The sequence below is a fragment of the Lentibacillus jeotgali genome (assembly GCF_000224785.1).
GTDB lineage: Bacteria > Bacillota > Bacilli > Bacillales > Amphibacillaceae > Lentibacillus > Lentibacillus jeotgali.
On sequence record NZ_AGAV01000005.1, the window covers coordinates 77486 to 89968 of the forward strand.

The following is a 12483-nucleotide window of genomic DNA, read 5'->3' on the forward strand; positions in this document are numbered from 1 at the left end:
CTTCTTTCTGTAAACTTGGGGGGGGAAATAAGACCAAAAGTAGATATTCATGTTAATAAGCCTTCCGCTTGGTTATGTCGGTAGAGCCGGTATAGCGTTCATCATTTTTTGAGACGGCCATCGCGAATTTTCACGACCCGGTCACACATATCCAGGACACGTTCATCATGAGTAACCATGATCCCCGCTTTTTCACGATTTTTTATTTCATCAGCAAGCATTTCGACAACTTCCCGCCCCCGTTTGGAGTCCAGACTCGCGGTTGGTTCGTCTGCAAGGATTAGTTTCGGATCATTTATTAGTGCACGGGCAATGGCGACGCGCTGGCGCTCTCCGCCGGAAAGTTCACTCGGATAATTAGCAGTTCGGTGATCAAGTCCAAAATGCTTCAATAATTCACTGCTTTTGGATTCTCCCTTGTTTTTGGCGATTACATTGATAACTTGAAGCTGATCTTCTACCTTGAGATAGGGTATTAGATTCGCTGCCTGAAAAACAAAGCCAATTTTCCTGAGTCTTTGCCTAGTTATCTTTTGGGCTGATAGTTCTGCGACATCTTCGCCGTCAAGTAAAACCTTTCCGCTTGTTGGTGCTAACAGCGCTCCGGCAATCGAGAGCATGGTGCTTTTACCGGAACCGGACGGACCGATTATCGCAATGAATTCGCCTGATTTCACTTCCAGTGATGCATGATCCAACGCTTTAAACTCTTTGGGACCATCCTTATATACCTTTGATACGTTCTCCATTACCAGTGTCACTTTCCTGCCCCCTCTATGGCTTCAATTGGGTCTATTTTTACAATTTGAAAAAGCGAAACGAGTGAACCAACAATAGAAACAACTAAAATCAAAATAGAAGTCTGCAGCATCTCCCCGACTGTCAGCAGAAATGGCATGTCTTCCGGCAGCAGCACAGCGGTTACCATAGTCAGTCCACCTGCAATGGCCGTACAAAGGAAGGTAATGAGCACAACCTGACCGACTACATTTTTTATTAGGTATAATGTTTTCGCACCAAGCGCCTTTAACACGCCAAATTGGTCTCGTTTTTGCAATGTTATTACATAGAAAAAGGACGCAAGTACAAACGCTGCTATGACAAACATAAAGGTAATCATCATGTTCAATGATGCCTGTTCCTGGGAATAGCTTGGAATCCCTTGCAGTGCTTTCTTTGTCGTTACCACATCATAGGAACCTTCTAATTCATGTTTAATGTCATCGATATTCGTTTCATCTGCTTTCAGGGCGAGGACATTTACGTCCTGTGATTCGCCGCCATCCGCATATACGACCGGTGTATGGCTGTAGCGCTGATTATCGGTAAAACCTGTAACCGTATAGGCACTGACTTCACTGAATGCCAGTTTATCACCAATTTTTACTCCCTCTTTTTTCAGGGAAGCATCGGCTATGACACCATGATCGCGTTTAACTGTGTCACCTTCATTGACAGAAGGCATCAGCATTCCATCCGCTTCGGTAACAAATAAGGCGATATCCGTACTTTGGTCTGTATCATTTACAGATGCATTCATCATTCTGATCGACAGTGGGGTGACGTTATCCACGCCATCCATTTCAGCTGTTTTGCGCTTTATTTCCGGCGGGATAGAGGACTTTGCCATATCCAGTTCCGCATCTGAATCCATCACGATGTAGTCTGCCTGCAAATGCTGTATGGCTGAAGCATTATCTGCTGACAGCCCTTGGGCCAAACCTGATATAATAAAAATCAGCAAAGCTATTAGTACCATAATAAGACTGATTAATACGTATCGGAACTTTGCATAAATTAGTTCACGAATTGCAAGAAACATTTTGACCACTCCTGTTCTCTCCACACGTTAAGTATACGTTTGGAATATGAACAGAGGATGAACAAAAGATTACTCATATGGAATATTGACCGTAAACGTGGAACCTTTTCCGGGCTCACTATCCACCATAATCGTTCCGCGGTGAAGCTCAATTACTTTTTTCGTGATAGACAGGCCCAGCCCTGTACTGTTTTCCGTGCGTGTTCTCGCTTTATCAACTTTATAAAATTGGTCAAACAGGAAGGGAAGGTCTTTTATGGCGATGCCTATCCCCGTATCTTCCACCACGATCCAGGCTCCTGTTTTATCATCGAAGGAACGAATTGTAATCGTACCGCCGGTCTCTGTATAGCGAATAGCATTTTCTGCTAGGTTCATCCAAACCTGGAATAGTAAACTTGGATCACCAGTGACGGTTGTTGGAACGAGGTCCATTTCAATTGTGATGTCTTTTTCCTGCCATTGCCATTCGGTAGCCAGCACGACTTCCTTCAGCTGTTCTGCTGCGTCATAGCGAATCATCTCCATCTCTTTTTCATGGTCCAAGGAAGTGAGAGTAAGCAGTTGTTTGCTAAGTAATGATAATCGCTTGCTTTCTTTTTCGATAATCGTCAAATAATGCGAGCGTTCCTTTTCAGTCAGATTTTCGTCCTTGATCGCCCGGGAGAACCCTTGGATTGATGTGAGGGGTGACTGGATCTCATGGGAGACACTTGAGACAAATTCCTGCCGCTTTTCCTCAGTTCTCTCCAAACTGTCACTCATTTTTTTAAAATCACTTGCGAGACGGCCGATTTCATCGTGTCTGTGTACATCCATTTTTAGATGATAATTTCCGGCAGCTATTTTCTTTGTTGCTTCTGTCAGCTTTTTAATTGGCTTGACAACAAATTGGGTGCTGATTAATACCATTAAGAAACTGAAAAGCAAGGTCAGTATGAGAAGCACTGCAAGGAATATACGCATTTCTCCAAATTGCTGCATGGTATCAGGACGAACAAACAGGGCATATGTTGCTCCATTTACTTCGATTGGAACGCCGATGGTATTTTCAAGATGGTTGTCGAAAAAGCCGGTGACAAATGGCTTCCAGGGGTAATTTCTAATCCCGTGATAAACGTCACCATTCAGAACCTCCTGGATCTCTGATTGTTCCATTTTTGTTGAAGAGAATGATTCCCCGAACGTTTTAGCATCGCCATTCTGGTTGACTAAATAAAACTTGTAGCCAAGGTCAGCTATCGACGTTAAGAAAGCCGGTAAGGACTGGTTACTGTTTCCTTCATAAATGGATTCAATGTTTTTTGCGATATGTGTTATTTTTTGGTCATTTTCGGGTTTTAAATAAATTTGATAGTAAATATTTGTCACAGCAAAAGCTACGATTGCACTTGCAATCATAATTGCCATTGTAATGACAATAATACGCACATAAAGTGTACGCATGTGATGACCTCCAATCTGCCTTGGGAGTTTTCCGAAGCAGTCATTCTTTATTGGCGACGAGCTTATACCCCAGCCCTCTTACAGTCTGAATTGAAAAGCCATGGCTATCTGTTGTGAAACGCTCACGCAGTCGTTTAATATGAACGTCCACGGTCCGGTCGCTCCCTTCAAAATCATTGCCCCAGACAAGATTGATTAACTGTTCGCGCGTAAATGTCCGGTTCGGATAATTCGCCAGTTGGGCCAATAATTCAAATTCTTTTAAGGGTAAGATGATTGTTTTTCCGTTGGCTTGTACTTCATAGCTTTTTCGGTTGATTGTTGTATCCCCGATGCGGATGATCTCTTCACTTATCATCTGAAACCTGCGAAGTAATGCTTTGATGCGATACAAGACTTCTTTCGGTTCAAAAGGCTTTGTAATATAATCATCTGTTCCTGCAAGAAAGGCCTGTTCTTTGTCTTTCATTTCTCCCTTGGCTGTGATCATCAGGACGGGAATATCATAGTCATTCCGGATCTCTTTGCATAGATGATACCCATCCACATTCGGCATCATAATATCGACAAGTGCAAGATGTATATGCTGTTCTTCCAGCTTTGTCAGTGCTTCCTCTCCATCTTGCGCTTCGATTGTTTTATAGTTATCCTTTTGTAAATACAGTCGCAGCAGCTCACGGATATGTGAATCATCATCGACGATAAGAATGGTGATCATGATAGACCTCCTTTGTTACATTTATCGTACCACATATAGGGCGCTTCTCTGTCGAAAAATCGCTTATGTTCCAAACATCACCGTTATAGGAGGGGCTGATAGACAAAACCGATCATGGCTTCACGTGAAGAAGTTGCATAAATATAGTAATTTGGATTTTTTAAAAAGTTTATAAAAAACAATTGACAGAAGAGACGAATTATTTTAGTATAAAATATAATTAATTTTATAGACTTACTTTCTTATCCAGAGAGGTGGAGGGATATGGCCCGCTGAAGCCTCGGCAACAGATTCTTATACAGGAGTACTGTGCCAATTCCATCATGCAATAGCCTGAAAGATAAGAAAAGGTGATGATGGCCATCATAAACCCTTTTCTTATTAGAAAAAGGGTTTTGTTTTATAATAATAGATTTAATAATGAACAATTGAATACTTCGAAAGCTTCTTATCCAGAGAGAGGGAGGGACTGACCCGCTGAACTCTCGGCAACCAGCCAGTGGCATGAAAGTGCACATTACGGCCCGGTGCCAATTTCAGAGGATTTTTTGCCAAAATCCGAAGATGAGAAGGCTGTAGCAAAGTTGTTTTTGTGAACCCTTCTCTTTTTTGGAGAAGGGTTTTTAACTTTTAAGGGGGTGACGCAGAGAAGGAAGTCGGTCAATTACATGCGATATTCACATCAATTAAAAATGAAAGGAGAATAAAAAATGGCAGTAGAAACATTTAAAGCTACAACATACTTAGGGGAGAATTTGCAAGTTGGGACGACAAAATAACAGCCTTTTTTAATGATAGGAGGCAGGTACGATGAAAACTGTTTTATTAGATGGGGTTAGAACACCTTTTGGAAAGTGGAAAGGTGCACTTTCCAAACTATCTGCTGTCGAGCTAGGTACAAGCGCAGTGGCAGCATTATTACATCGTTATCCCGAAGCCAGGAAAGCAGACGGAGCCATACTTGCTCAAGTCATTCAGGCAGGAACAGGCCAAAATCCCGCAAGACAAGTTGCTTATCATGCTGGAATAGATCCGGAAACGCCTGCAATTACACTCAACAACGTATGTTTGGGAGGAATTGCAACGATCGCAGATGCTTCGCGACGGATTCAGTTGAATGAAGGCAATTTATATCTCGTTGGCGGGTTTGATTCGATGACAAATGCCCCACATACCGCGAATATCCGAATGAAAAGCGGGATTGGACATACACAGTTAAATGACACGTTACAAAATGATGGACTATGGTGTGCTTTAACGGATCAATCAATGGGAACGCTCACTGACCATTACAACCATATTTATAAAATACCCCGCCAGGAACAAGATGAATATGCAGCACTATCCCAGCGGCGGGCAGCCGATGCCCAGGCTGGTGGTAAACTGGCAGATGAAATTGCCTCTATAACCGATTTACTAGAAGCAGACGAAGGAATTCGTGTGAATACAACGATTGACAAGCTGAGCAATCTTCCTCCCGCTTTCTCCCCCGAGGGGACGATCACAGCGGGGAATGCTTCGCAAATGACTGACGGCGCAAGTGTGGGCCTTGTTACGTCTGAAGAAAATGCACAAAACTTAAATCAAACACCACTTGCGGAAGTTATTGACTGGCAAGAAGTGGCAGGCCCTGATGCCAGTTTGCAAACGAAGCCAGCAAAGGCCGTCAAAAATTTGCTGGAAAGACAGCATTTATCCATTGACGATATTGATTTGTTTGAAATTAACGAAGCCTTTGCCAGTGTTGTCATTGCCAGCTGCCGCGAATTAGGCGTTAACTATGATCATGTCAATGTCAATGGTGGAGCGATCGCTGTCGGTCACCCGCTCGGCGGTACCGGAGTCCGGCTCGTGCTAACGCTTGCGTATGAGTTGAGACGACGTGGGGGCGGAAAAGGAATTGCCTCTTTATGCGGTGGTGGCGGCCAAGCATTCGCTATCTTAATAGAAGTACCGAAAACGAAAGGAGAATCCGCATGACAACAGAACTGACGCAACAACGTTCCACGATTCTTTGGGAGCCAGCCCGTAAAGATATCGAACAGTCACATATCAACGCTTTTGCAGCATTTGCCAATCAGCCGCTTTTTCCTTATGAACGGCTGCATCACTGGTCCATTGCTCATTTAGATGAGTTTTGGTCAAATGTATGGGACTACGCCGAGATTATTGGCAAAAAAGGGGAGCAAATCTACATACCTTCAGATTCCATGCCTGATGTCCAATGGTTCCCTGAAGCAGAATTGAATTTCGCTGAGAATTTATTGAGAGGCGACGACCAGCGAATCGTTGCCTATGAAGCAGACGAAACGGGATTTCAACGCTCGATTCAATTAAAAGAATTGAAGCAAATTGTTGCCAGCGCTCAGAGCGGACTGAAAGAACTGGGTGTCGAAAAAGGAGATCGGGTGGCAGGGGTAACCATCAATAACATCCAGGGTCTTGCTGCGTTGCTCGCAACGGTTTCACTTGGTGCGGTGTGGACGTCTTGTTCTCCCGATTTCGGTGCAAAAGGCATGATTGACCGTATTGGGCAGGCACAGCCAAAAGTGCTGTTTTCTGTCCTTTCCTATCAATATAAGCAAAAGCCTTTTGAAATGACAGACAAGGTCAAAGAAGCGAGTAACGCAATCAGCAGCTTAACTGCCATCGTCACACTGAACGGTGAGCTTGAATCGGATAAGCTTGATACGCTTACATGGGATTCATTATGTGACAATCAGGCGGAAGTGCCTGATTATATCAGAGTTCCATTCGAACATCCACTGTACATTTTATATACGTCCGGGACGACCGGGCTGCCGAAAGCTATTGTCCATTCTGCTGGCGGCACTTTACTTCAACATGTCAAGGAACACCAGCTGCACTGTGACGTGCACAAAAATGATGTTCTTTTTTGGTATACCAATACCGCTTGGATGATGTATCCGTGGCTTGTGACAGGACTGGCCAGTGAAGCGGCAATCCTTTTATATGATGGCTCCCCCGTGCGAACTGATGATGTCACGCACCTTTGGCGGGTTGCAGATCAAATAGGAGTCACCCATTTTGGGACAAGCCCAAAATATTTAGAAACGCTGATGAAAAACAATGTTGGACTGCAGAGGGATTACCAGCTCGATACGCTCAGGAGCGTTTTGTCCTGTGGTGCACCTCTAAGTGCTGAACAATACGATTGGGTATATCAAACGATTAAACAAGATATTGTGCTTGCATCCATTTCCGGGGGCACTGAAATTATTGGCTGTTTCGTAATGGGCACACCGGTTCACCCTGTCCGCAGAGGTGAAATCACTTGCAAGGCGTTAGGGATGGCCGTTGATGTTCTTGATGAAAGGGGAGCGTCGGTTTATGCCGAAAAAGGCGATCTCGTTTGTACCCAGCCAGCACCTAGCATGCCAATTACCTTTTACGGAAAAGAAGGAGATGAACGTTATCGAAACACTTATTTTTCGAAATGGCCGGGGATATGGACGCATGGTGATTTTGTTGAGCAGACAGTTGATGAAACGTTTATTATTTATGGACGGTCAGATACGACGTTAAATCCCGGGGGCGTTCGGATCGGTACAGCCGAAATTTATAAAGTTGTCGAGCAGCATGCACAAGTCAAGGATTCGATAGTTTTTGGTCTGCCTGTTGATAATGACGAAGAAATAGTGCTATGTCTTGTGGCTGATCAACAAGACGAGCTGTTAATCAAGGATATTCGTCAGCAAATTCGGACGCATGCATCTCCCAGACACGTTCCGAAACGGATTTACTTTGTAGACGAAATCCCTTATACGATTAATGGAAAAAAGGTAGAAGGTGCTGCAAAAACGGAAGCGCTGGGATATGAAGTGAAAAATAAAGCATCTCTAAGCAATCCAGATAGTTTAGCGACTTTTACAAGATTGATAGAAAGGAAGTATTACTAATGTCGCGCAAACCTCACGGGGCAATTATTGGTATTGGCGAGCTGAAACCGGAACGCTATTCAGAAGGGAAGACAACTCTGAGTTTAATCGCGGATTCAGTTCGAGAGGCAATTAAGGATGCTGGTATTTCCAAAGATGTGGTTGACGGATTACTTGTTGGTCCACAGGTTGGCGAGACACCCCAGCACGTTCCTGCAACTGTATCGGAATATTTAGGCATTAATCCGACGATGTCGAATATGGTAGATCTTGGCGGAGCGACGGGGCCGGGAATGATTTGGCGGGCAGCCGCTGCCATTAAAATGGGCATGTGTGAAACCGTCGTATGCGTATTAGCGAACAAAAATGAAAAAGGTGAAACATTGCGTTCACCAAACCGCAATCCCATTCGGGAATTCGATGTACCATTTGGAGCTTTAGGTGCCAATACTTCTTATGCATTGTTGAAGCGGCAGCACATGGAAAAACACGGTTCGACTCAAGAGCAATTCGCAAAAATCGCTTATTGGTCCAGAAAAAATGCCCAGCTCAATCCAAATGCAATTTTTTACGGCAAGCCCTTGGAACTGAATGACATTCTTTCATCGCCGATGATAGCTGATCCGCTTCATCTTTTAGAAATTGTGATGCCGGTTGCCGGTGGGGCAGCAGTAATCGTTACTTCCGAAGATCGTGCGGAACAAGGAAAGCATAGACCCGTTTATCTGAAAGGAGCAGGCGAAAAAATCACTCATCGTGCAGTTAGCCAGGCACCGGACATTGATGATCTGCCATTTCAATATTCAATTCCATATGCCCTTGATCAAGCGGAAATTGATATTCATGACATTGACTTGTTGTCTCTATATGATTGTTATACCAGTGTTGTCGCCACACAATTGGAAAGTACCGGTCTCTGTGGGCCCGGTGAATTTGGCCATTTTATCGAAAATCATAGTTTTGGGCATGATGGAGACTATCCGCTGAATACGCATGGCGGTCAGCTCGGGTTTGGTCAGGCTGATTTAGCCGGGGGAATGTCTCATGTGATTGAATCCGTCTATCAATTGCGCGGTGATGCAGAGCAACGACAAATTCCAAACGCCCGGCATGCACTTGTTACGGGTAATGGGGCAACTCTAAGCGAAACCACAGCACTTGTGTTGGGGGGAGTATCATGAACATTTCGTTACCAAAACCTGTCAAGACATCAATAAGTAAGCCGTTTTGGGACAGTATCGCTAAGGAAAGGTTTTCACTCCAGTTCTGCGATGACTGCAGCCGGGCTATCTTCTACCCCAGGGCGCATTGTCCGCACTGCTTTAGTGATCAATTGACATGGAAAGAGGCATCCGGACAGGGCAGGTTAAAAACATGGAGCATCATTTATCGGACAGGTCACCCTGCCTGGCAGGAGAAGACTCCGTATGTCGTCGGTGTGGTGGAATTGGAAGAAGGCCCTTCAATGCTGACACATTTGCTAATAGAACCAAGTGAGATTACCTATCAAATGGATGTTTCGGTCTGCTTTACGACAATTGAAGGCGAAGTACTGCCTTTTTTCAAGGCAAAAGGAGAGGAGAGGCCATGATCCTGACTTATTTTCTGTTAGTCGCTGTATGCTGGGTGATCGGTATTGTTTTATGGAGAAAAGTTTATGTCGGCAGAAAGGAGGAAAACTGAGGCATGCTAACCAGCTCGAGTGTTTTGTTATGGACGGTTGTTATTCTATTGATCATTTACTTTGCTCTTGTTACTTGGATTGGCAAGCGAGGAAGCGCGCATAGTCAATCAATGAATGGCTTTGCGACAGCGCGGGGAAAGGTAAGTCCTGTGCTGGTTGGAGCCAGTTTTGCTACCTCCTATGCTAGTGCGAACCTGTTTATTGGTGTACCGGGACTTGCTTATCAATACGGAACTTCAGTTCTTTGGTATACGCTAGGTTGTTTTGGCGTCTCCTGGATTGCCTTATTACTATTTGCCAAAGCTTTTTGGCGTTACGGAAAAAAACTCGGACGTGTATCGACACTGCCTGAATGGCTGGGGAGACGTTACAATTCAAAAACGTTACAAGTCCTTGTTACTATATTGATTTTATTTAATGTCTATTATATCGTCGGCCAAAATGTTGGTCTTGCGACGATTTTTGAAACCGTGATTGGCATCCCGTATGAATGGGGTATCGTTATTGGTGTGACAATTACTATTCTTTATATAGGGCTTGGCGGCGCATTTGCTCAAATGATTACTGATGGGATTCAAGGAATCTTAATGGCAGTGACATCGGTTTTGATTATGGTATCGTTGTTTTGGACAATCGGTGGCGGATTTAATATCTTCGGCGAATTGACAGAGCAATTAGCAGCGATTGATCCGAATTTAACTGGCGCAGTCGGGACTGATGGTCCATATAATAGTGTGCTTGCGATTATGGCTGTCCAATTTATGTTATTCAGTTTTGTATTAATGCCTCACCTATTAAACAAAGTTTTATCAATTGAAACCGAAGAAGAGCTTGCTCCATTTACGATGTCTGCTGGAATTATTTTGTGTATCATTTCCACATTAATGGTGCTTGGCGGGCTGGCAGCACGTGTATTGTTCCCGGCATTGGAAAGTGCCGATTCAGCGATACCGATGTACGTTATTGAAGCTTTCCCGGGTGTGATTGCCGCGATAATGATTGTTGGAATTATTTCAGCAATCTTATCAAGTACAGACAGTTTGTATCTAGGAATCACAACGAGTATTGGCAACGACTTTTATCGGTTACTGGCACCACTTTTTTTGAAAGATATTTCAGCTGCTGAGCTGGATCGAAAATCTGTTAAAGCAGCTAAAGGTTCTCTGGTTGCTGTTGGATTGGTATCACTCTATTTTTCATTGGAACGACCGGATTCATTGTCGATTCTGATTCAGTTTAGCTTTTCAGCGATTATCTCAGGGATTATTGCACCGATTACTCTAGGCTATTTCTGGAAGCATGCCAATAACTACGGTGCCATCGCGTCATTAATTACAGGGACAACACTTTATGTCGTATTTACCTCGTTTAATATCGTTGCGAATATTTACCTGGCAATGTTTTTCAGTTCTTTGGCCGGTTTTGCAGTTATGGGAGTTATTAGCGCAATTACTTCTAATGAGAGCGATCAAAACCTCCTGTTAAAAAAATCAGGTTAATAAGCTCTGATCATTAAAGCTTAGTGTAAAACAACAAAAGTCCGGGGTGATGAAAATCGCCTCCGGACTTTTGCTTCTACCTGTAAAGTTAATTTCAATATGCTGAAACAAATGGTTCATAAAACAGATTCTATGTTAATTCTATATTACTGCCTTGAGTGGTAAGTGAAATACTAATTGAGTAAATTTTCGCTTTTACGGCGATATCTTATGTGGTTTTCTGAGTAATTGAATAATCTTCTGCAATATCTTCTATATGCGACAAAACTTGATCCCTTCTATGGTAAATATGTTCGTGCATCGCAACGCGGGCACGTTCAATATCCTGTTCCTCTATTGCATTAAGAATGGTGTTATGTGCTTCGAGAGAGTATCTCATCAGTTAGGTGTTATCTTCTTTGTTATTATCATGCTGATTTACGGCTGGCTGGGTGGAATGCGATCCGTTGCCTATACAGACACCATTCAGGGATTCGCATTGTTGATTGGAGTATTTTTGTTGTTAATCGGTTCGATCATTTATTTTGGCGGGGTGCCTACGTCAACCGATTATATGCGGGCGTATTCTCCTGAAAAAATTGGTATACCTGATGCAGCGGGGGTCAGGAACTGGTTAAGTTTGCTTCTTTTAATTGGAATCGGGGCCGCAGTATATCCTCATGCTATCCAGCGAATATTTGCGGCAAAAAGCGAAAAAACATTGAAGCGCTCATTCAGTAGGATGGCATGGATGCCTTTTGTAACGGCTGGAGTGGTTTTTTTAATAGGGATAATAGGTATTAATGCGTTCCCTGGATTGTCAACGGGGGATTCTGAACAGCTTGTAGGTATGATGGCAAGTACTATAGCGAGTCAGAATGCTCTATTCTATTGGGCAATGATTTTATTGTTTGGTGGCGTTATTGCAGCAATCGTATCGACCGCTGATTCTATATTGCTGACATTTTCATCAATTATTTCAAACGATTTATATGGAAACTACATTAATCCTAAGGCTTCTCAGCGCAAAAAGCTGCTCGTGGGCAAACTGGCAGGTGTGGTAGCTGTAGGTATTCTGATATTAATTGCATGGTTCCCGCCAGCAACACTTTACCAGATTTTTGTCCTGAAGTTTGAATTGCTTATTCAGATTTCTCCAGGGTTTATTCTGGGGCTATACTGGAATCGCCTTCATCCGAAAGCTGTCTTCGCAGGGATGTTCGCAGGAACAGCAGTAGCATCAGTGATGACAGTCTTAGGTCTTTCATGGCTCAATATTGCAAGCGGCTTGTGGGGGCTTCTCTTAAACTTGAGTATTTGTGTGCTTGGAAGTCTTATGATGACTGTCTCTGAGAAGGAAGAAAACGAATCAGAACAAGTCATTAGCGTATAGTAATGCGAACCACTTAATAGACGTACTGAATGCCCTTTACAAA

The 12483-nt window shown here is 43.5% G+C and carries 10 protein-coding genes and 2 riboswitches; of the genes, 6 read left to right on the forward strand and 4 right to left on the reverse strand.

Annotated features, from left to right (window positions below):
• Positions 1 to 101: 101 nt before the first annotated feature.
• From ON01_RS03155 to ON01_RS03170, 4 genes are all read right to left on the reverse strand, one after another.
• Positions 102 to 761, reverse strand: a complete 660-nt coding sequence (locus ON01_RS03155; RefSeq protein ID WP_010529552.1) for an ABC transporter ATP-binding protein — start codon at positions 759 to 761, stop codon at positions 102 to 104.
• Positions 758 to 1822 (reverse strand): ABC transporter permease, encoded by a 1065-nt coding sequence (locus tag ON01_RS03160; protein ID WP_010529553.1) that lies wholly within the window; start codon positions 1820 to 1822, stop codon positions 758 to 760. The genes ON01_RS03155 and ON01_RS03160 overlap by 4 nt, the downstream gene beginning before the upstream one ends.
• Positions 1823 to 1891: 69 nt before the next feature.
• Positions 1892 to 3268 (reverse strand): sensor histidine kinase, encoded by a 1377-nt coding sequence (locus ON01_RS03165; RefSeq protein ID WP_010529554.1) that lies wholly within the window; start codon positions 3266 to 3268, stop codon positions 1892 to 1894.
• A gap of 40 nt (positions 3269 to 3308) precedes the next feature.
• Positions 3309 to 3986, reverse strand: a complete 678-nt coding sequence (locus ON01_RS03170) for a response regulator transcription factor (RefSeq protein WP_010529555.1) — start codon at positions 3984 to 3986, stop codon at positions 3309 to 3311.
• 239 nt (positions 3987 to 4225) lie between these two features.
• A riboswitch (SAM riboswitch) is annotated at positions 4226 to 4333 on the forward strand.
• Positions 4334 to 4431: 98 nt separating this feature from the next.
• Positions 4432 to 4557: riboswitch (SAM riboswitch) on the forward strand.
• A 239-nt stretch (positions 4558 to 4796) separates the two neighbouring features.
• On the opposite strand from ON01_RS03170, the gene ON01_RS03175 reads away from it, so the two are divergent.
• From ON01_RS03175 to ON01_RS03200, 6 genes are all read left to right on the forward strand, one after another.
• Positions 4797 to 5966, forward strand: a complete 1170-nt coding sequence (locus ON01_RS03175; protein WP_010529556.1) for a thiolase family protein — start codon at positions 4797 to 4799, stop codon at positions 5964 to 5966.
• Entirely contained in the window at positions 5963 to 7906 is a 1944-nt protein-coding gene (locus ON01_RS03180; RefSeq protein WP_010529557.1) for an acetoacetate--CoA ligase, read from the forward strand. The genes ON01_RS03175 and ON01_RS03180 overlap by 4 nt, the downstream gene beginning before the upstream one ends.
• A complete protein-coding gene (locus tag ON01_RS03185; RefSeq protein ID WP_010529558.1) occupies positions 7906 to 9066 on the forward strand; it encodes a thiolase family protein in 1161 nt (386 codons plus the stop codon). Before ON01_RS03180 ends, ON01_RS03185 begins: the two co-directional genes overlap by 1 nt.
• A complete protein-coding gene (locus tag ON01_RS03190) occupies positions 9063 to 9476 on the forward strand; it encodes a Zn-ribbon domain-containing OB-fold protein (RefSeq protein WP_010529559.1) in 414 nt (137 codons plus the stop codon). The genes ON01_RS03185 and ON01_RS03190 overlap by 4 nt, the downstream gene beginning before the upstream one ends.
• A gap of 95 nt (positions 9477 to 9571) precedes the next feature.
• Positions 9572 to 11068, forward strand: coding sequence for a sodium:solute symporter family protein (locus tag ON01_RS03195; RefSeq protein WP_010529560.1), 1497 nt, complete (start codon positions 9572 to 9574; stop codon positions 11066 to 11068).
• Positions 11069 to 11423: 355 nt separating this feature from the next.
• A complete protein-coding gene (locus ON01_RS03200; RefSeq protein WP_245544969.1) occupies positions 11424 to 12440 on the forward strand; it encodes a sodium:solute symporter family protein in 1017 nt (338 codons plus the stop codon).
• Positions 12441 to 12483: the final 43 nt, after the last annotated feature.

What these genes read in the sequence shown, in the direction of transcription:
- ON01_RS03160 (WP_010529553.1), bottom strand. Translation starts at nt 1,822, where the DNA reads ATGTTTCTTGCAATTCGTGAACTAATTTATGCAAAGTTCCGATACGTA.
- ON01_RS03165 (WP_010529554.1), bottom strand. Translation starts at nt 3,268, where the DNA reads ATGCGTACACTTTATGTGCGTATTATTGTCATTACAATGGCAATTATG.
- ON01_RS03170 (WP_010529555.1), bottom strand. Translation starts at nt 3,986, where the DNA reads ATGATCACCATTCTTATCGTCGATGATGATTCACATATCCGTGAGCTG.
- ON01_RS03175 (WP_010529556.1), top strand. Translation starts at nt 4,797, where the DNA reads ATGAAAACTGTTTTATTAGATGGGGTTAGAACACCTTTTGGAAAGTGG.
- ON01_RS03180 (WP_010529557.1), top strand. Translation starts at nt 5,963, where the DNA reads ATGACAACAGAACTGACGCAACAACGTTCCACGATTCTTTGGGAGCCA.
- ON01_RS03185 (WP_010529558.1), top strand. Translation starts at nt 7,906, where the DNA reads ATGTCGCGCAAACCTCACGGGGCAATTATTGGTATTGGCGAGCTGAAA.
- ON01_RS03190 (WP_010529559.1), top strand. Translation starts at nt 9,063, where the DNA reads ATGAACATTTCGTTACCAAAACCTGTCAAGACATCAATAAGTAAGCCG.
- ON01_RS03195 (WP_010529560.1), top strand. Translation starts at nt 9,572, where the DNA reads ATGCTAACCAGCTCGAGTGTTTTGTTATGGACGGTTGTTATTCTATTG.
- ON01_RS03200 (WP_245544969.1), top strand. Translation starts at nt 11,424, where the DNA reads ATGTGCTTCGAGAGAGTATCTCATCAGTTAGGTGTTATCTTCTTTGTT.